The 18,386-nt window shown below is 68.1% G+C and carries 17 protein-coding genes, 1 pseudogene and 1 riboswitch; of the genes and pseudogenes, 9 read left to right on the plus strand and 9 right to left on the minus strand.

From position 1 onward, the window contains the following. Nucleotides 1–487: transglycosylase family protein (locus JZ791_RS14740; protein ID WP_216895139.1), on the minus strand; the 487-nt coding region annotated here is incomplete at its 3' end. 6 nt (nucleotides 488–493) lie between these two features. Then, nucleotides 494–693: riboswitch (cyclic di-AMP (ydaO/yuaA leader) on the minus strand. A gap of 265 nt (nucleotides 694–958) precedes the next feature. Further along, a complete protein-coding gene (locus JZ791_RS14745; RefSeq protein WP_216895141.1) occupies nucleotides 959–1,213 on the minus strand; it encodes a hypothetical protein in 255 nt (84 codons plus the stop codon). A 180-nt stretch (nucleotides 1,214–1,393) separates the two neighbouring features. Here JZ791_RS14745 and JZ791_RS14750 point away from each other — a divergent pair, with 180 nt between their 5' ends. After that, nucleotides 1,394–1,819 (plus strand): cold-shock protein, encoded by a 426-nt coding sequence (locus JZ791_RS14750; RefSeq protein ID WP_216895229.1) that lies wholly within the window; start codon nucleotides 1,394–1,396, stop codon nucleotides 1,817–1,819. A gap of 75 nt (nucleotides 1,820–1,894) precedes the next feature. Here the strand turns inward: JZ791_RS14750 and JZ791_RS14755 are convergent, their stop codons facing one another. Then, nucleotides 1,895–2,911, minus strand: a complete 1,017-nt coding sequence (locus JZ791_RS14755) for a DUF6745 domain-containing protein (RefSeq protein ID WP_216895143.1) — start codon at nucleotides 2,909–2,911, stop codon at nucleotides 1,895–1,897. Nucleotides 2,912–2,935: 24 nt separating this feature from the next. Next, a complete protein-coding gene (locus tag JZ791_RS14760) occupies nucleotides 2,936–3,259 on the minus strand; it encodes a DUF8820 family protein (protein WP_254205723.1) in 324 nt (107 codons plus the stop codon). A gap of 149 nt (nucleotides 3,260–3,408) precedes the next feature. Between JZ791_RS14760 and JZ791_RS14765 the strand changes: the two genes are divergently transcribed. The 5 genes from JZ791_RS14765 to JZ791_RS14785 are packed head-to-tail and all read left to right on the plus strand — an operon-like array spanning nucleotide 3,409 to nucleotide 8,716. Continuing rightward, nucleotides 3,409–4,380 (plus strand): STM4015 family protein, encoded by a 972-nt coding sequence (locus JZ791_RS14765; protein ID WP_216895145.1) that lies wholly within the window; start codon nucleotides 3,409–3,411, stop codon nucleotides 4,378–4,380. A 6-nt stretch (nucleotides 4,381–4,386) separates the two neighbouring features. Further along, complete coding sequence (locus JZ791_RS14770) at nucleotides 4,387–5,643, plus strand: STM4014 family protein (protein ID WP_216895147.1); 1,257 nt, start codon at nucleotides 4,387–4,389, stop codon at nucleotides 5,641–5,643. Beyond that, nucleotides 5,640–6,509 (plus strand): STM4013/SEN3800 family hydrolase, encoded by an 870-nt coding sequence (locus JZ791_RS14775; protein WP_254205724.1) that lies wholly within the window; start codon nucleotides 5,640–5,642, stop codon nucleotides 6,507–6,509. The genes JZ791_RS14770 and JZ791_RS14775 overlap by 4 nt, the downstream gene beginning before the upstream one ends. Next, complete coding sequence (locus JZ791_RS14780; protein ID WP_216895149.1) at nucleotides 6,506–7,846, plus strand: STM4012 family radical SAM protein; 1,341 nt, start codon at nucleotides 6,506–6,508, stop codon at nucleotides 7,844–7,846. The genes JZ791_RS14775 and JZ791_RS14780 overlap by 4 nt, the downstream gene beginning before the upstream one ends. Before the next feature lie 6 nt (nucleotides 7,847–7,852). Then, nucleotides 7,853–8,716, plus strand: coding sequence for an STM4011 family radical SAM protein (locus tag JZ791_RS14785; RefSeq protein ID WP_216895150.1), 864 nt, complete (start codon nucleotides 7,853–7,855; stop codon nucleotides 8,714–8,716). Here the strand turns inward: JZ791_RS14785 and JZ791_RS14790 are convergent. The 3 genes from JZ791_RS14790 to JZ791_RS14800 all read right to left on the minus strand — a co-directional run bounded on the left by JZ791_RS14790 (nucleotide 8,689) and on the right by JZ791_RS14800 (nucleotide 11,872). Then, a complete protein-coding gene (locus JZ791_RS14790) occupies nucleotides 8,689–9,225 on the minus strand; it encodes a DUF2771 domain-containing protein (RefSeq protein WP_216895152.1) in 537 nt (178 codons plus the stop codon). The two genes, JZ791_RS14785 and JZ791_RS14790, sit on opposite strands and share 28 nt — an antisense overlap. After that, the gene (locus JZ791_RS14795; RefSeq protein WP_308162929.1) at nucleotides 9,222–11,018 is read right to left on the minus strand and encodes an MFS transporter; all 1,797 of its coding nucleotides are present in this window, start codon (nucleotides 11,016–11,018) and stop codon (nucleotides 9,222–9,224) included. The genes JZ791_RS14790 and JZ791_RS14795 overlap by 4 nt, the downstream gene beginning before the upstream one ends. A gap of 68 nt (nucleotides 11,019–11,086) precedes the next feature. Then, entirely contained in the window at nucleotides 11,087–11,872 is a 786-nt protein-coding gene (locus JZ791_RS14800; RefSeq protein ID WP_216895154.1) for a glutaminyl-peptide cyclotransferase, read from the minus strand. A 47-nt stretch (nucleotides 11,873–11,919) separates the two neighbouring features. Between JZ791_RS14800 and JZ791_RS44985 the strand changes: the two are divergent. Next, nucleotides 11,920–12,723: pseudogene (locus JZ791_RS44985) on the plus strand (DUF3027 domain-containing protein); the annotation flags it as partial. 1,321 nt (nucleotides 12,724–14,044) lie between these two features. Beyond that, nucleotides 14,045–16,870 carry a sacsin N-terminal ATP-binding-like domain-containing protein gene (locus JZ791_RS14810; protein WP_216895156.1) on the plus strand — a complete coding sequence of 942 codons (2,826 nt, stop codon included), beginning with the start codon at nucleotides 14,045–14,047 and terminating at the stop codon, nucleotides 16,868–16,870. On the opposite strand, the gene JZ791_RS14815 is transcribed toward JZ791_RS14810, so the two are convergent. Further along, nucleotides 16,851–17,465 carry a TetR/AcrR family transcriptional regulator gene (locus tag JZ791_RS14815; protein WP_254205725.1) on the minus strand — a complete coding sequence of 205 codons (615 nt, stop codon included), beginning with the start codon at nucleotides 17,463–17,465 and terminating at the stop codon, nucleotides 16,851–16,853. The genes JZ791_RS14810 and JZ791_RS14815 overlap by 20 nt on opposite strands. Nucleotides 17,466–17,568: 103 nt before the next feature. Next, nucleotides 17,569–17,805 (minus strand): DUF2530 domain-containing protein, encoded by a 237-nt coding sequence (locus JZ791_RS14820; protein ID WP_216895159.1) that lies wholly within the window; start codon nucleotides 17,803–17,805, stop codon nucleotides 17,569–17,571. A gap of 80 nt (nucleotides 17,806–17,885) precedes the next feature. On the opposite strand from JZ791_RS14820, the gene JZ791_RS14825 reads away from it, so the two are divergent. Then, a complete protein-coding gene (locus JZ791_RS14825; protein WP_216895239.1) occupies nucleotides 17,886–18,305 on the plus strand; it encodes a MarR family winged helix-turn-helix transcriptional regulator in 420 nt (139 codons plus the stop codon). Nucleotides 18,306–18,386 lie beyond the last annotated feature (81 nt).

Raw genomic sequence — 18,386 nt, forward strand, 5'->3', positions numbered from 1 at the left:
GCTCGATAACCGGGGCCTGCGAATGGGGCGCGGACTCGGACTGCGCCGGGTTCCAGTGCTGGGTGTATCCCGCGGACTCCACATGCGGAGTGGAGGACGGCACATCGCGCATGGTCGCGCCGTCGTGCAGGCCCAGATGATGTGAGCAGGAGGGCCAAGCGCCCCAGCCCTGGGTGGCGAGCACCTTCTCGCCGACGGCGATCTGCTGGTCACGGCTGGCGTTCTCGGGGCTGGAGGCGTACTCGTCGCCGCCGAAAGAGCGCCACGTGCTGGGAGTGAATTGCAGGCCGCCATGGAATCCGTTGCCGGTGTCGATGGCCCAGTTACCACCGGATTCGCACTGCGCCAGGCTGTCCCAGTCCTGATCGGTTGCTGCAGACGCATGACCAGCGAGAACTGCACCCGCACCACCCATGATCGCGCTGGTGACGGCGACCTTGGCGACGGTACGACTGGTACTGGTCGGCTTGCGATGGCGTCCACTCATCGGGTGTCTCCCTCTCGTACGCGCCTGCGAGGTGAGCTGTCGGGTTCGGACTGAGAGGCCGTCCGGCCCTGGTGCACCGGGTGGTGCTCCGGGGCTTCACCCCAAGGAATCGCATCGTTGCCGAGCGATCCCGCTTCCCTGCCTGTAGGGAACGTGGGTTCCCCGCCCTCGCCCCTGTTTCCGTTGGGGTCCGGTACCCGCGGGGCGAGGTTCGGTGCGGCGGGCCGGTGGTGTCGGGACTGCTCCCGACGGTTTAGACCGTACGACGTTCTCCGCGAAAAATCACCATTTGATAACCGGCGTGTACGAATGGGTCACTATCCAGCGCAACGCCTTACGGAATGTGTCTGCGCAGGTGAATGCGCCGAAGCTCCATCGAGCACGGTCCGTGACCATGCTGTGACCACTTCGTTATGTGATGAAGATCACAGGCATAGCCGAGAGGTGAACTGGGCAAATTATGTGTTCGAGTCATCGAACACGGCGGCCCGACCAGAGTGTGAACCCGATCGCGAGCAGGAGCCCGGCCGGCGTCGCGACCATCGCGACGAGATACAGCCACAGTCCGGGTTTCGCGTCGGAGAGGATCGGTGTCAGGAATATGGCGACGATCGCCAGGAGTCCGATCGTGAACAGGCCCAGGGCCAGGGGGAGTGCGATATTCGGGGTGCGACGCGGCGAGCGGTGCGGTGCCGCGGCGGAGGGCGAGGCGGGAGATTCCGGCATTCCTGCACCGTAAAACTGATGTGCTCCGGCAATAGTCACCGGGGTAGACTCAGTGTCTATCGCGTCCTGCATAGCTGTGTGGGGCGCGTTCTTTTCGAATACAGGAGGGTGCCGGACGTGCTCCGGCGCCCATGGCTGTGCCCGGGCCGTCCGGGCATTGAAGACGAACGGGTGAGCGCAGTGCCGACCGGCAAGGTGAAGTGGTACGACGTCGAGAAGGGCTTCGGCTTCCTTTCCCAGGACGAGGGTGAGGACGTCTATGTTCGGTCGTCTGCGTTGCCCAAGGGTGTCGAGGGGCTGAAGCCTGGGCAACGGGTCGAATTCGGGATGGCGGCGGGTCGTCGTGGTCCCCAGGCTCTGAGCCTGACGCTGCTCGAGCCGCCGCCCTCGGTGCGCGGCGGTGGCCAGGGGCAGGGCCACAAGGAGGCCGCCCCAGCGCATCCGCGCCAGTCGCCCGACGATCTGCACGGGATGATCGAGGACATGATCACCCTGCTCGAGGCGAAGGTGCAGCCGGATCTGCGTAAGGGTAAGTATCCGGACCGCAAGGCCGCACAGCGCATCGCCGAGGTGGTTCGGGGCGTGGCCCGCGAGCTCGATCACTGACTCTCCCTGCCCGAGCGGGGATTCCGCGGCCCTCGGCGCACGAATGGCGTGCCCCGAGGGCTGTGTCGCATCGGGCTACGTCTGCCGGGTCGGCGCGTAGGTGTCTTCATCCAAGCCGAACGTCCAGGCGACGCCCTGGCGGGCGGTGCGGGTCAGCGGCGGAACCCGTAGCCAGTAGGTGCGATTCGTGCCGTCGGGCTCGGGTGTGGAGTTGACCACCTCCACCATCACCACATCCTCGTCACCGTCGAGGCGGATCCGCCACAGCACGCCCGTCTCGTCGCGGTGTACCGGCTCGGCGCCGGACTCGGCGAGATAGCGGTCGTACCCGTAGAACTCGAGCATCACCCGGCGCAGCTCGGCGTTCTCCTCGGTCCGGATCTGCTGGGGCGTGAGGGATCCGAGGCGCTCGAGGAACTCCGCGGGGACGGGCATGCCGCGCCAGGCGTACAGGGCGAAGCCGTCGGAATACGCCAGGGCGGGGCCGTCCGAACGGTCGAGCCGACCTGATTCGTCGCGGTGCAGCTCGGTCGGGCGCTCGGTGAGTACCGCCACCTTCTGATAGGGCCACCACCAGCCCGCTTCCCGTGCGACGGCGGCGATTCCGTCCAGGGGTGGGCCGGAGGTGTCGAAGGCGGCGAGCCAGGCGGCGTCGTGCTGGCCCTGCACCGCGTCCAGCAGAAGCAGGCGGATCGCTGTCTGCTCGTGCCGATCATCGGCCGCGCTCGCCAGGACTCCGTCCGTGATGCGATCGGCGATCCGGCGGGTCAGTTCCCACAGTGGGGCGCCGGTCGACCGCCAGCGCGCGCTGAAACCCTCCTGCCCCAACTCGGTGAGCAGGTTCGCTCGCTCGGTAGCCCATGGGGCACTGCGCACCATCTCGCGGACGGACGCTCCGAGCCTCGACGGGTGCGGCCCGATGTCGCCGCGCAGCCTGCGCACGGCCTCCAGAGGCGAACGCGCCCAGAGGATGTGCTCGGGGTCGGGCAGCCCGGCACGACGGTAGGCCAGCCGGACCCCGGCTTCGGCCGCGGTCCGATCGCCCGAGCCTGTGGCTGTCGAAACTTGCTGCCAGTCAATCTGTTTCGACATCTCGTCGCTCATTCGCCGCCGCCCTCAGTCCGCGACGATCCGGAACGCGCCCGGGACGTACTCGCGCTGGCGCACCACGCGGTACCAGCCCTTGGGCAGCACGATCGCGGCGTGCTCCTCGTGCACCACGCGCCCGCCCTCGGGGAGGTGCAGCAGCGGGCTGGACGAACTCGCCTCGCAGATCAGCGTGCCGGGGCCGGCGATGGCGTGCGCGTGCCCGGTGACCTCACCCAGGGCCAGGACCAGCCGCCCCCGGGAATCGCGCGGCTCCGGAGCCGTCCGTGCGGCGCTCGCGGGCACGGCCTCGTCCGCGAGCGGCACGATCAGAACATCACCCTGCCTGTACATGAATTCCTCCCGTCCGGCACGAAATCGGTGCCACGCCAAGGACTCTAACGAGGGACACCGACAAGTTCGGTTCGGCTCGAAGCTGTCGGTCCGACCCGCTATAACTCACCTGAGAACATCGGCGATCGAGCCAGAAGGGGCATATGACCATGACGAGAATCGACGGCAATCTGGAGGAGTTCTACGGATTGCCCACCTACGACTTTCCGCCTCCGCCGGGGGAAGAGGAGGTGATGCCGGTTCTGCCCGAGGCCGACTCGGTGGCGTGGCGAGTGGGCATCGAGTCGTGGGATGCGCAGGAGAGCTGGCCGGCGTGTTTCGAGCGCTTTCTGGAGGCTGTCGACACCGAGAAGGTCGGGGCGATCGTCGTGGGTTGCTGGGCCGACGAGTCCGATGGGGAGTCGGGCGAGGTGATCCGGGCGTTCGTGGCTGCCCGTGATCGCCTGCCCGCCCTGCGCGCGATTTTCCTGGGCGACATCGTCTCGGAGGAGAACGAGATCTCCTGGATCTGTCAGAGCGGGGTGAGCCCGTTGCTGGAGGCGTTCCCGTTGCTGGAAGAGTTCGGCGTGCGCGGTGGTCAGTACCTGGAGTTCGCGCCGATCGAACACGAACATCTCCTGCAGCTCACCGTGCAGGCCGGTGGCCTGTCAGCGCATACGGTGCAGGGCATCGCGGCGTGCGAATTCCCTGCGCTCACCCATCTGGATCTGTGGCTCGGCACCTCGGAGTACGGCGGGACCTGCACGGTCTCCGATCTTGCCCCCATCCTCGCTGGTGACAAACTGCCCGGCCTGGTGGATCTCGCACTGCGCAACAGCGAGATTCAGGACGAGATCTGCGCGGCCCTGGCCTCGGCGCCCGTGGTGGCCCGGCTCGAGGTCCTGGACGTATCGATGGGTGTGCTGACCGACGAGGGCGCCGCGGCGTTGCTCGCCGGTCAACCGCTGACCCATCTGATGTCGCTGGATATGCACTACAACTATCTGAGCGAGGCCATGTGCGAGCGGTTGGAGGAGGCGCTGGAACCGGCCGGAGTCGAGCTGGATCTGGACCCCGACGACGCCCAGGATAATAGGGACGCCGACGGCGAGGTCTTCCGCTTCGTCGCGGTCGGCGAGTGAATCACCATGTCGGAGAATTCATTTCATCCGTCGCAGGGCGGTCCGCGCGGATGGGCGGTCGTCGGCAACGGTGACAACCGCCGGGTGCGGCTGTTCGCCGAGGCCGCGCGTGCGGCCGGAGTAGACGGCCTGCGGGTGGTCGAATGGCGGGATGTGCTGCGCGAGGGCGGCTGCGAATTCGGGCCGCGGGAGATCGTGCGGCTGGAATCGCCCGGGGAGCAGCCGGAGGTGGACGAGCTTCTTCGCGGTATCGCCGAGCCCACCCGGGTCGAGGGTTCGGCACGCTGGTACGACAGCCTGCTTGCGACAGTCCGCACACTGCGCGGCGGGATCCGGCTCGACGATCCGGGCGAGTTGGCCGTGCTGTTCGACAAGCGGCTGTGCCACGCCCGCCTCGCGGCGGCGGGAGTGCCGGTGCCGCGGGCTCCGACCTCGGGCGCCGCCGTCGCGGTGCGTGGCTGGGAGGAGGTGCGCACCCGGATGGATGACGCCGGAATGTCCAGGGTTTTCGTCAAACTCGCGCACGGTTCGTCCGCGTCCGGTGTGCTCGCGATCGAGTCGACGCGCGGTTCATCCACGGCCGGCTCCCGGCGGTGGCAGGCGGCTACGTCGGTCGAGTTGACCGCCGCCGGTCGCCTCTACAACTCGTTGCGCGTGCGGCGCTATACCAGCGAACGCGAGATCGCCGCGATCGTCGATGCGCTCGCGCCCGACAGGCTGCATATCGAGCAGTGGATTCCGAAGGCCTCGCTGCATGGTCGCTCGGCTGATCTGCGGGTCCTGGTGGTCGCGGGCCGCGCCACGCACGCCGTCGTGCGGACCAGCGGCACACCGATGACCAATCTGCATCTCGGCGGCGCGCGCGGTGATCTCGGCGAGGTCCGCCGCATCGTGGGGGAGCGTTGGTCCCGGGCGCTGTCGACCTGCGAACGGGCCGCCGCGTGCTTTCCCGGAACACTCTGTGTCGCAGTTGATCTGCTGCCCTCGACCGGCTGGCGTAGATTTCACGTCGGCGAGGTCAACGCCTTCGGAGATCTGCTGCCGGGGCTGGCCGGTCTGCCCGACGGACCCGCGGCCGGCCTGGACACCTACACCGCGCAGATCGATGCCGCACACCGTAGGTACGGTGCTGTTCCGCGCGAATGCGCCGCTCCGGCCACGCGGGGAGTATCGGCCGTATCGGGGCCGTCTGCTGTGCCGCAGCGCCTTTCCGGGCCGACGGCTGACCGTCATGTCATGATGAGCGCAGGCAGCGCGTCATGAATACGCTGAATACGGCGGAAATCGCACCGTACGCACCGGATCCCGATATGAACGAGGTCGTCGGCCGCGACGATCTGCTGTTGCTCACACTCGACACGCTCCGCTACGACGTGGCGGCCGAGTTGGCCGAAGCCGGGCAGCTACCCACCCTGAGCGCCTGTCTGCCGGGCGGCCGGTGGGAGCGCCGGCACGCCCCGGGCAATTTCACCTACGCCTCGCATCAGGCCATATTCGCGGGCTTTCTCCCGACGCCCGCCGCGCCGGGCCCGCATCCGCGGTTGTTCGCCGCGCAGTTCGGCGGCAGCGAGACCACCGTCGAGCGCACCTTCGTCTTCGACGCACCCGATCTGGTCACCGCGTTGGCCGGGCGCGGGTACCACACCGTATGCATCGGCGGCGTCGGATTCTTCAACAAGCAGGCGGCGCTGGGGAGCGTCCTGCCCGGCCTGTTCGCGGAGAGTCACTGGGCGCCCGAGTTCTCGGTGGCCTCGCCGACCTCGTTCGAGGCGCAGGTGGCCTGCGCCGCACGGGCGGTGGCGAACCTGCCACCCGAGCGGCGGATCTTCCTGTTCCTCAACGCTTCCGCGCTGCATCAGCCGAACTGGTTCTACCTGCCCGGCGCCACCCGCGACGCGGGCGACAGCCGTGCCACGCACGCGGCGGCCCTGCGGTATATCGATCGTCATGTGGGGCGGCTGTTCGACGCGATGCGGTCACGCCGCCGCTGTTTCGCCATCGTCTGCTCCGATCACGGCACCGCCTACGGGGACGATGGCTTCACCGGGCACCGACTGGGCCACGAATCGGTCTGGACCGTTCCCTACGGTCATTTCTTCCTGGAACCCGACCCCTTGGAGGCCATATGACCGCCGTCCACACGCCGCTGCGGCCGTATAGGAATTACGTCTACGCCTACCCGCACAAGACGGCCTACCGCCCGCTTGCGCCGCGTCCGGCGCTCGCCGACCTCTGGAAAGACGAAGCACGACAAACCCTTTCGCTGTACATGCACATTCCGTTCTGTGAGGTGCGATGCGGGTTCTGCAACCTGTTCACCCGGATCGGCGCACCCGACGGCCTGATCGGTCGCTACTTGGACGCCCTGACCCGGCAGGCCCGCGCCGTGCGGGCGGCGCTGGGTGACGAGCGACCGGCACGGTTCGCCACCGCCGCGTTCGGCGGCGGCACGCCCACCTACCTCGAGGCCGCTGAACTGGAAAGGCTGTGCGATATCGCCGAACTGGTGATGGGCGCGGATCTGCGTGCGATCCCCCTGTCGGTCGAGGCCTCGCCCGCCACGGCGACCGCCGACCGGTTGGCGGTGCTCGCCGCGCGGGGTGCGACGCGAGTGAGCCTGGGGGTGCAGAGTTTCGTCGATGCCGAGGCCCGTGCGGCGGTCCGGCCGCAGCGGCGCGCGGACGTCGAGGCCGCGCTGGGGCGTATTCGCGAGGCCGGAATCCCGGTGCTCAACATCGACCTCATCTACGGCATCATGGGGCAGACGGCGTCGAGTTGGCGGTTGTCCCTGGACGCGGCGCTGCGGTGGCGGCCGGAGGAGATCTATCTCTATCCGCTGTATGTGCGGCCGCTCACCGGTCTGGGGAGGCAGGCCGATCACGCCTTCTCGGAACGGGATTGGGACGAGCAACGCCTGTGCCGATACCGCGAGGGCCGTGACCACCTGCTCACACACGGCTACGAACAGGTCTCGATGCGTATGTTCCGGCGCACCGATGCGCCGCCGCAGGGCCCGGACGACTACGCCTGCCAGACCGACGGCATGGTCGGGCTTGGCTGCGGCGCTCGCTCCTACACCTCGCGCCTGCATTACTCGTTCGACTACGCGGTTTCCATGCGCGAGGTACGGGCCATCATCGACTCCTACACCGCCACCATCGATTTCGACCATGCGCTGGTCGGCCGGGCGATCAATGCCGACGAGGCCCGCCGCAGGCATCTGCTGCAATCGCTGCTCCAGGTCCAGGGGCTGTCCAACGCCGAATACCGGCTGCGATTCGGATGCGGCCCGCACGAGGACTTTCCCGGGCAGTTGCGGGTGCTGGCCGAGCGCGGCTGGCTGGCAGACGGCGATACAGACCGGCTGCGCCTGTCCCCGGAGGGACTGGCCTACTCCGACGCCATCGGCCCCGAATTCTTCTCGCCCGCCGTCCGCGCGGCCATGACGAACTACGAATTACGGTAGGTGGCAATGGATTTGACTCTGCTGTATCGCGGACCGCTGGCGTCCTGTGATTACGACTGTCCCTACTGCCCGTTCGCCAAGCGCCGGGATACACCCGCCCAACTGCGCGCCGACCGCGCCGCCCTCGAGCGGTTCACCGCCTGGGTTCGCGAGCAGACCGGCGATCGGCTCTCGATCCTGTTCACCCCGTGGGGCGAGGGCCTGGTCCGGTCCTGGTACCGGCGGGCGCTGGTCGAGCTGTCGCACCTGCCGCAGGTCGAACGCGTCGCCATCCAGACCAACCTCAGCTGCCGGACCGAATGGCTGGCCGAGGCCGATCTCGACACGCTCGCGCTGTGGTGCACGTACCACCCGGGGCAGACCCCGTCCGAGCGATTCGTGGACAAGCTCGACCGCCTGACGCGCTCGGGTGTGCGCTTCAGCGTCGGAATCGTCGGGCTCCCCGCACATCTCGAGGCCGCACAGCGGCTACGCGCGAATCTTGCGGACCACGTCTACCTGTGGGTGAATGCCGCCGAGGGGCATACCTACACCGACGAGCAGGCCGCACGGTGGACGGCGCTGGATCCGCTGTTCCCCTTCAGCAGACACCCGCACAGATCCGCCGGGCAGCCCTGCCGCACCGGCTCGTCGGTGCTGTCCGTGGACGGCGAGGGCACCGTGCGGCGTTGCCATTTCGTCCAGGATCCGCTGGGAAATCTGTACGACGGCTCATACCGCGCCGCACTCGCGCCGCGGCCATGTCCGCTCGCGCTGTGCGACTGCCACATCGGCTACGTGCACCTGGAAACCCTGCCGCTGTACGACGTTTTCGCGGGCGGCGTGCTGGAACGTATTCCCGCTCAGGCCGTCTTGATCGACCAGACCTGATACGGCGCGTAGAACTCGCGGCCGGACTCGTCGCGGGCGGGCATGACAAGCTGCAGTTCGATGCCGACCAGGCGAAGATTCGGGGTGGGACGGGACGGTACCGTCACCGCCAGCGTGCCGGGCTTGAAATCCTGATAGGTCTTGACGTCGCGCACATGGGTCCGGCCGTCGGGAAAGACATACTCGCGCATCATGATCCACGGCGCGTTGGCGATCTTCTTCGGCAGCGAGATCTGTAGCGGGGAGCCCGGCGGGACGTTCAGCGGCACGGTGATATTGCTTTCGTGGCAGTTCAGGCTCAGCTGGCCCATCTCGCTCATCCCGGCCACCGTGCAGTACCGGTACGGGGCCACGGTGACCGCCTTGCCGTGCGCGTACGCGGTGATCGAGGGATCGGGCTTCTTCGCATTGTGCACGGCCACGGTGACTACGGCGGCGACGGCGACGATCACCACGAGCACCGCCGCCGCGGCCAGCGCGACGATCGTGCGGGTGTTGGGCTTGGTCACGGGTTTCCTGTCGCTGGTCGGGGAGCGGCGCCGGGTGGATCAGGTACGTCCACGGGCACCTCCTGCTTGGCGTGCTGAGGTCGGTTGCCGCCCAGACCGGGCAGCAGCGAGTGACCACGGTAGCTCATGAAGGTTTGCACCAATCCGAGCGCCAGCACCGCGGACACCACGGTGAAGCCCACCCACCACTGCGTCGGTAGCAGCACTCCGCCCGCGCCGCCGACCACCCAGGACAGCTGCAGCACCGTTTCCGAGCGACCGAATCCGGATGCGATCGATTCCGGCGGCAGGTCGTCCTGGATCGAGGCGTCCAGCGACACCTTCGCCAGCGCGCTGGCACACGCGCCGACCCCGGTGGCCACGGCGGCGCCGATCAGGTTGTCGGCCAGCGCCGCGAGGACCGCGACGAGCGTGCACGCGGCCGTGCAGATCACTACCATCAGCGCCGGACGGCCCAATTTCATCCGGGCGCCGGTGGCGTTTCCGATGAAGTTGCCGATCGCCGCCGCGGCGCCGATGACGCCCAGCATCGCGGCCTGATGCACCGGACGGTGTTCGGTGGACTTCGCCACGAACGCCGCGTAGAAGGTCAGGAATCCGGTGAGCACCCGGATCGCGCTGTTGCCCCACAGCCCCGTCACCACCGAGCGGCCCAGCGGCTGGCGGCGGCGACTCGGCTTGACCGGCGAGTCCTCGTCGGCCTCCAGCACCTCGGTGTGACCGTGCTCGCTGTGGTATCCGAGCGTCGCGGGCACCTCGCCCTCGGTGACCTCGACCCAGGACGGGATGCGCAGGCTCAGGTACGTCCCGGCCACCGCGATCAGCGACGCGAACACCAGCGCTCCGGGCGATCCGGCCGCCGCGGCGATCGCACCGGCGACACCACCTGCGCCGAGCGTGCCGCCGACCAGGCCGAAGACCGTGAGCCGGGAGTTGGTCCGCACCAGATCGATGCCCGGTGGCAGCACCCGCGGCGTCACCGCGCTCTTGAGCACCGCGAAGGATTTACTGAGGATCATCATCAGCAGCGCCAGCGGATACAGCGCCCAGCCGTGGAAATTGAAGATCAGCACGATCGCGATCACCGCGCGAGCGGCGAACGAGCCCGACAGCGCCAGCCTGCGGCCGCGCTGCAAACGGTCCAGCAGGGGGCCGATCAGCGGGGCGATCACCGCGAACGGCGCGATCGTGATCAACAGGTACAGCGCCACCTTGCTCTTGGACTCCGCGGTCGCCGCGGAGAAGAACAGAGTGTTGGCCAGGGCGACGGCGATGGCCGCGTCGAGCGCGAAGTTGGCCATCGTCGCGTAGACCAGCGCGGTGAGCCCGGACTCGCCGGCCCCGTCAGCCTCCGCCGCGCGCCGGAACGTGCGGAATCCGCGTTCGGTGAGCTCGACGCTCCGCATCGCCACGACCCGGGTGACGGTCATCTTGCGCGGAACCCGTTTGCGGGGTCCGGAATCCGTGGGGGGCTCGGGGGCCTCGTGCTGCGACGACTCGCCTATCGGCAGAGTTGGCGGCGGCTGGTTCGAGGACATGCGCCGGGTCACGAATTCGGGCACGTCCGGTTCGCCGCCGCGGCGGGGGAGGGGCGGCAGCGGGTCGCGTGCGCGTCGATCGCGGTCCGAGGCCTGCGGCGGTGTGTCTCGGTCGTGCGGCGGGTCGGGCCGATCGCGCGCCGGGTTGTTCGGCGGTGGATAGCGGTCGTAGCCGGGGTGCCGCCGGGTGAGCGGGGACTCCTCGCCGTCCCAGCCGCCTGGCTCGGCGCCGGAGGGTGGACGGGAGGTAGGCACAGTCCGATTCTCTCGCACTCCGTCCGGGGACGGGGCCAGGGTCTCGTGTGATCCTGACCCCGGAGGTCCTATTCGGGAACGAAACGGACCTCGAACATGGTCGGCCAGTATTTGCCGGTGAGCAGGAAACGATCCGTCCCGGGCAGGGTGGCGATTCCGTTGAGTACGTCGGTTCCGACTTGCTGCGCGGGCGTGAGCAGGCCCGACGCATCGATGTCGCCGAGTACCCGGCCGGATTTCGGGTCGATGTGCAGGATGTGGTCCGTCGGCCATTCGTTGGCGTAGATCGTGCCGTCGGGCGCGCAGTCGAGTGAATTCAGTTGAACGTTGTCATGGCTGGTCAGGCGCACCGAGCCGGTGACGGCGAAGCTGACCGGATCGCGGAAGGTCAGAGTGCTGCTGCCGTTGCTCATGACGATTCGGTCGTTCATCGAGCACAGCCCCCAGCCCTCGCCGGTGTAGCGCACCTGCCGCAGTTCGGCCAGGGTCTGCGGGTCGCGGGCGAAGGCGACCCCGTTCTTCCAGGTCAGCTCCCACAGGATATTTCCCACCCTGGTGATCGCCTCCCCGAAATACTGCGGATCCAGATCGGCCCGGGCCATCTGGGCGCCGGTGGTGAAATCGGTGGCGCTCACGCCCGAGTGTCCCTTCATGCCGGTGCTCTCGTACAGGACGTTGCCGTCCAGTTCCAGGCCCTCGGTGAAGGCGGTGGTGTCGTGTGGGCGCGTCGCCAGAACCTGGGCGCGAAGCTGCGGCGTGGTGTCGGAGTCGCCGGAGCATCCGGCCGCCCAGGGCAGCAGTACTGCCAGCAGGATCAGTCCTGCCCCGGCCAACGTTCGGGTGTTGCGATGCATGCGGCAAAATGTAGGACGTGAGCGCAGTTTCTGTTTCGGAGCCCGCCGTGCGACCGATCCTGGCGGAGGCGGTCGAGTTGGCTCGTCGTGCGCTCCTAGAGTTGCAGCCCGATGGTGTGGGTGAGCATCTGGGGGTGACCGCCGAGGACGAGTACGCGGCCACCCATCGCTTCGCTTCGACCCTGCCGGGCTATCGCGGCTGGCAGTGGGCGGTGGTGGTGGCGGCCCCGCCGGAGGCCGAGCGTGCGACGGTCAGCGAGTCGGCGCTGCTGCCCGGGCCCGAGGCCCTGACCCCACCCGAGTTCGTGCCGTGGGATCGGCGTGTGCGGCCCGGTGATCTGGCGCCAGGCGATCTACTGGCGCCACAGCTGGACGATCCGCGTCTGGTCCCCGGTTACCTGGTGACAGGTGACCCGGTTGTCGACGAGGTCGTCGAGGAGCTCGGCCAGGGGCGCCCGCAGGTGCTCAGCCGGGAGGGCCGCGAGGAGGCCGCCGAGCGCTGGTTCACCGAATACGGTCCGGACACCGATATGGCACGGGCCGCACCCTCGACCTGTCGCCAGTGCGGATTCTTCGTACCGCTGGCCGGTGCGTTGCGCGCCGCGTACGGCGTCTGCGCCAATGCGATGGGCGCCGACGGCCGTGTCGTGCATGTCGAATACGGTTGCGGCGCGCATTCGGACACCGAGCTGCCCACGGGCGGTGGTTCGCCGCTGTACGAGGCATATGACGATGCCGCTGTCGAGATGATCTCCGTGGGGGGGTTGCGCGGACCGGATCCGTCGGCCGCCGAGTCCGTCGGCGAGTCGGCCGATGCGCCCGAGGCTGTTGCCGGCGTGTCGGAGTCTCAGGGGACGCCGGTCGTCGTGGATGCCGCGCCTGGTGCTGGGGCTGCTGAGGGTGTTGCGCCGGTGGTGGTGGCTGCGGCGCCAGGTGCTGGCGATGCTGGGTCGGCTGTCGGGGGTGCTGTGCCGGTCGTCGTGGATGCCGCCCCTGGTGCTGGGGCTGCTGAGGGTGTTGCGCCGGTCGTCGTGGATGCTGCGCCGGTTGCTGAGGGTGCCTCGTCGGGTGCTGGAGGTACCGCATCGGTGGTAGGCGATACCGTGCCGACAGCTGACGATGCTGCGCCGGTGATTGACGATGCGGCGCCGGCGGTGGAAGCCGATGTGCCGGTGGTCGAGTCGGCGGTGTCAGTTACCGACGACACGGTGTCGACGGTCGCGGCGGCGGAGGTCGAGACAGCGGAACGGGGGGCCGAGGTTGTGCAGCCCCCGGTGTCCGAGGCAGAGGTTGCCGCACCCGAGGTCGTTGCCGTACCGGAGGTCGAGGTCGCTCGGCAGGCCGCCGAGTTCGAGGCCGCTTTCACGCAGACGGTGTGTTACGCGGCGGAATCCGATCCTGCCGAACCCGGGACCGATGCGGAGACCGCGACCGCGCAGGCGTCGAATGTCGATGCCTCGGCGGTCGAGACGTCCGAGACAGCGGCGTCCGACACCGTGGGCAGTGTGCCCCCAGCGGTCGAGGAGGTCGCATCCTCGGTGACGGATTCTGCTGGGGCGCAGGAATTTCCCGCGCCTCCCGATGAGACGGCGGTGAGTGAGGACGTCGCAACCGATGTTGCCGCGCCGGCCGATTCCATGAGTCCGTCTGCTGCCCAAGAGGTCTCCGAAACTACGAGTGCGGCAGGTGTGGACGAGGCTGACGAGGTCGATGCCGCCGCGCACGAAAGTGCCGTGGATTCCCCTGCGACAGCGGGTAGATCGGGCAGTCAGTTCGCGCCTGCCGCGGATGAGCGCGCGGAGCCCGATGCCGAGCGCTCGACAGTCGAGTCTTCGGAGGCCACTGAGGAGGTATCGGCCGAGTCCGGTGCGATGCCGTCCGAGCCCGGTGCGAGCACCCCCGAATACCACGATGCGTGGGCGGTGTCCGCGGTTCGGGTGGAACACGTCGCCGAGGGAGCATCCGGAGCATCGGAGCAGGACTGAGTGAGATCGGTATGACGGCCGCATCCAGTATTGGTGCGTCCGCATCCCGAGTTGCTCGGGCAGTCTGTGATCCTGGCATGCTGTCGCCTGGAGTCCCAGGCCTGAAGATTCCGGCCCGGCTGCATACTTCTATGTAAAGGAAAGCTGTGACCACACCAGTGTGGACCTCTGCCATAGGTACGCCGCGATGACGGGGGTGGAGGATCCGTTCGGGACCGCCGCACTGCGGTCGGGCGTGCTCGACGCCTGGCGTGGTTCGCCGACTCGGCTGCGGGAGGACGGGGCCGTCGAGGCCGATCTGGTGCGGGCGGGCTATCGCGACCGGCTGCTTACCGAGTTGGCGCAGAATGCCGCCGATGCCGCGGCCAAGGCGGGGGTCGCGGGCCGGCTGGCTGTGTGGTTCGCCGGTGATGCGGTGCATCTGGCCAATACCGGTGTGCCGCTCGATATTTCGGGTGTGCATTCGCTCACGGCCCTGCGCGCCTCGGCCAAGTCGGGGGTGGAATCGACGGTCGGCCAATTCGGTGTCGGCTTCACGGCGGTCCTGTCCGTCGGTGACGAGATCGAATTCCGTTCCCGTACGGGATCATTGCGCTTCTCTCGGGAGGGTACCGGGGAGGAACTGCGCCGCGCCGGGATCGCCATTCCGGAGCAACCCGGCTTCGCGCCTCCGGCACTGCGGTTGACCTGGGCGATCGAGACGGGACCGGCCGACGGATTCGACAGTGAGATCGTCGTGCGGCTGCGCGCGGGTATCGATGCCGTGGAGCTGTCGGCCGCTATGCGCGCCGAGGCCGGTGACCTGCTGCTGGAACTGCCCGCACTGCAATACATTCGCATCGGTGACGACGAGATACGCAGTGACGTAGCGGATCTCGACAATGGTCTACGGCAGGTGCGAGTGTCGGACCCGATACACGGCACACGGACATGGTGGCAGTTCCAGGCCGGCCGGTCGCGCTGGCTGCTGCCGGTGGTGAACGGCCGCCCGGTCGCGGCCGAACCCGATGTACTGCGCGCGCCGACCCGCTCCGACGAGGAGCTGTCGCTGCCGGCGCTGCTCATCGCCGACATCCCGATGCAGCCCGACCGCCGACGCCTGCTGCCCGGCGCCCGCATCGCCGAACTGGCCGCCGGCTACGCCGATTTCGCCCGTGCCCTGCCGCCGCAGGAGCGGCTCGTCCTGGTTCCCACACCCGGGTTCCCCCGCAGCGAGACCGACGCGCTACTGCGCGAGGCGCTCATCACCGAACTGCGCGCACAGGCCTGGCTGCCGGTGGTCCCCGGCAGTGCCGATGCCGCCGAAGCGGCGGTGACCCCGCAGCGGGCGAACGTATTCCTGGGTGCGACAGGCGAATTGGCCCATCATCTCGCGGAAGTGCTCGGCCCGCTGGTGATTCCGGAGCTCTCGGGTCACAAGACGTCCGACGCGCTGACGGTGCTGGACGTGCATCGCATCGGCCTGGCCCGCATCGCCGAGGTGTCCGCGAACTTGGAATTCCCGCCGGAGTGGTGGTATTCGCTCTACGACGCGCTCGAACCCTTCGCGCAGGATCGGCTGGCCGCCGAGGAACTCGGTGCGATCGCCGTGCCACTGGCCGACGGGCGCCGGGTCACCGGCCCGCGCACGGCGGTGCTGAGCGACGATCTGGAGCTGTCGGGCGCGTTCGCCGACCCCGAGACGACGCCAGACGACCTCCCGGAATTCGAGACCCCGACGCTGCCGGTGCACTGGGCCCGCCTCGTGCATCCGGAGGCGGCGCATACGCTGCTCGAACGTCTCGGTGCGCGGCAGGCCACGGTCGAGGACCTGCTCGGCGATCCCGCGTTGCAGGCATTGCTCGAGGACGATCCGGCCGATTCGGACACCGTCGATGCCGTGCTGCGCTTGGCCGGGCAGCTGCGGGGTTCGTTGCCGACCTGGCTGGGCATGCTCGAACTCCCGGACGAGAGCGGTGAATTGCGGCCCGCCGACGAGCTGCTGCTCCCGGACGCTCCGCTGGCCCGTGTCATGGTATCCGACGAATCCCCATTCGGCACAGTCGATTCCGCGATCGTGCGGCGCTACGGCGCGGAGGCCCTGCGCGCGATCGGCGTCGGATGGGGATTTTCGGTTGTGACCGAACCCGATCCGACCGGCCCCGACCACAACCTCGACGACGAGGAGGCATGGTGGGACACGCTCCAGCAGGATCCGCCGGAGCTGGCCGCCGTACGGGATCTGGACCTGGTGGCGCAGGATGCCTGGCCGGAAGCGTTGCGCCTGTTGCTGTCCGAACCGTCGACCCGCCGCTTGCTCGCCGATCGTGATGGCTATACCGCCTGGTGGCTGCGTCGGCACGCCCGCCTGGACGGTATCGCGCTCGGGTTGTTCCGCGCACCCGGCGATCCGGTCTTCGCCGAGCTGCTTCCCGAACCGACCAGCCTGGCCCCCGACGAGCTGAACGCGCTGCGCGCGGTGTTGGCCGATCCCGAGACCATCACCCAGGAGTTGGCCACCGCCCTGCTGGATGCGCTGGCCGATCCGGCGAAAACTCCGTCTCCGGAATCGATCGCGCAGACACACAGCCTGCTCGCCGAGTCGCTGGACCTGCTCGATCTGGACGAGCTGGCCCTGCCCGAACGGGTGCGCGCCCTGTCCGGAGCGGTCATCGACCCCGCCGACGCGCTGGTCCTGGACGAACCCTGCTTCGGACTAGCGGTGCCGCCGGACCGGCTGGTGGTGGGCGACCCGGCCACCGCTCGGGAGCTGGCCACCCTGTTGGATTTGCGGCTGGTCTCCGAGGTGGTCACCGCAGAGGTGCTCGGTGCGGGCCGGGTGAGCACCTGGTCGGCCGAGCCGCTCGGTGTGGTGTTGCGCCCGCAGTTCGGTGAATCGGACGGTGAGCTGGTTCTGCACGATCGGCTGCGGGTGAACCTGCGCGGCGCGTTCGAAACCACCGCCGAGGTGTCGTGGTGGCGCGACGGCAGCACCACGCACGTTCAGGCGCAGCCTATTTCGCGTACGACATAATCATCCCGGCGAGCACATCCAACTGCATCCGCACCGCCTCGCTGTCGTTGTCGACCAGCCAGCGCAGCACGATGCCGTCGATCACCGCGAGGGTGAATCGGCTCAGCGTGGCGACCGGCACTGTCCACTGGGTGCCGGTCACATCGCGGCCGTGTTCGAGGATATCGGCGACGGTGGAGTCGTTGAACGTGTACTGCTCGCGCGCGATCGCGAGTTTTGCCGGTGTTTGTTCGCTTTCCCGCAGTGCGTAGGTCGTGGTTTCGTAGGTGAGCAACTGTCGTTCGGGAGTGGCCTCGATGTTGAGCCACATCAGTTCCAGACTTGCTCGTACGAGATTTTGAAGTGATTCTTTTCCACTTTCCACGTCCTGCCAGACCGTTTCGTTGGTCTCTACAGAATCGCGTAATTCCATCGAGAGCGCCTTGACCAGTTCGGTCATCAGCGCGTCCTTGTTTTCGAAACAGTAATGCACCACACCGAGCGAAACTCCGGCAGCTTGAGCCACGTCACGAGTGGTTACCCCGGCCACGCCCTTTTTTTCGGCAAGACCGATGGCCGCCTCAATAAGGTGGGCTCGGCGTTCTTCGACGCTCAATCGGGAGGACACCAACGCAGTTAAGCGGCAACTCCGCGAACAGTCAATTCGCCGCCCGTAAAAGTCTGTGCCATACCCGAACAGGAGACCGACCAGTAGCTAACTAAAGCCCCTTCTGGGCACCCTTGTCACCGCGCCGCGCGCCGCGTCGCTGAATCATGAAGATGGTGTAACCGAGCAGTCCGACGACGAGCCCCATGAGACAGATCGGCCGCGCATCGGCCCAGTCGCCATTCACCCAGACCGCGATCGTCGCGATCGCCCACAGCCCGCTTCCGATCGCCAGCACCGGCCGCGGGTCGGTCAAACGGGGCGGAATTTCGGGAACTGTCGGGGGCACAGGACAACTCTACCGTTACGAACGAGCGTATCCAGGGTGTCGTGTCCCGTATCGTTCGCCGTGTGACAACGGTTTCCGACATGCGAGCCCTCGCTGCCGAGCTGTCCCTGGCGGTGGTTCGGCTGACGCGTCATCTGCGGGGCCGCCGCTCCGACGCGCAGATTTCACTGAGTCAGCTGTCGGCGCTGGCCACGCTCAACCTCGAGGGTGAGATGACGCCGGGCACCCTGGCGGCCAAGGAGCGGGTGCAGCCACCCTCGATGACCAGGGTCATCGCATCGCTGTCCGAAATGAAGCTGGTGAAGCGCGATCCGCATCCGCGCGACGGACGCCAGGTCATCGTCTCGCTGACCGATGCCGGCCGGGCGTTGCTCGTGGACGAGGCCATCGCCCGCGAGGAGTGGATGACCGAGCAGCTCTCGAGCCTGACCGGCGCTCAGCTCACGGTGCTGCGCGAGGCGGTCGTGATCATGCAACAGATCGTCGCCGAATCCGAGTGAAGGGGATCTACCGGCCGAAGTAGCGGTCGGTCTCGACGATCTCGCGGCCCAGCGGTATCAGGGAGACCGGGATCAATGTGA

The sequence above is a fragment of the Nocardia alni genome, from assembly GCF_019038435.1.
In the GTDB taxonomy this organism is placed as follows: Bacteria; Actinomycetota; Actinomycetes; order Mycobacteriales; family Mycobacteriaceae; genus Nocardia; species Nocardia alni.

Excerpts from the sequence above, each read along its gene's own strand:
- JZ791_RS14780 (WP_216895149.1), top strand. The coding sequence starts at position 6,506 with ATGACCGCCGTCCACACGCCGCTGCGGCCGTATAGGAATTACGTCTAC.
- JZ791_RS14800 (WP_216895154.1), bottom strand. The coding sequence starts at position 11,872 with ATGCATCGCAACACCCGAACGTTGGCCGGGGCAGGACTGATCCTGCTG.
- JZ791_RS14825 (WP_216895239.1), top strand. The coding sequence starts at position 17,886 with ATGCGAGCCCTCGCTGCCGAGCTGTCCCTGGCGGTGGTTCGGCTGACG.
- JZ791_RS14755 (WP_216895143.1), bottom strand. The coding sequence starts at position 2,911 with ATGTCGAAACAGATTGACTGGCAGCAAGTTTCGACAGCCACAGGCTCG.
- JZ791_RS14785 (WP_216895150.1), top strand. The coding sequence starts at position 7,853 with ATGGATTTGACTCTGCTGTATCGCGGACCGCTGGCGTCCTGTGATTAC.
- JZ791_RS14760 (WP_254205723.1), bottom strand. The coding sequence starts at position 3,259 with ATGTACAGGCAGGGTGATGTTCTGATCGTGCCGCTCGCGGACGAGGCC.
- JZ791_RS14810 (WP_216895156.1), top strand. The coding sequence starts at position 14,045 with ATGACGGGGGTGGAGGATCCGTTCGGGACCGCCGCACTGCGGTCGGGC.
- JZ791_RS14775 (WP_254205724.1), top strand. The coding sequence starts at position 5,640 with ATGAATACGCTGAATACGGCGGAAATCGCACCGTACGCACCGGATCCC.
- JZ791_RS14765 (WP_216895145.1), top strand. The coding sequence starts at position 3,409 with ATGACGAGAATCGACGGCAATCTGGAGGAGTTCTACGGATTGCCCACC.
- JZ791_RS14770 (WP_216895147.1), top strand. The coding sequence starts at position 4,387 with ATGTCGGAGAATTCATTTCATCCGTCGCAGGGCGGTCCGCGCGGATGG.
- JZ791_RS14745 (WP_216895141.1), bottom strand. The coding sequence starts at position 1,213 with ATGCCGGAATCTCCCGCCTCGCCCTCCGCCGCGGCACCGCACCGCTCG.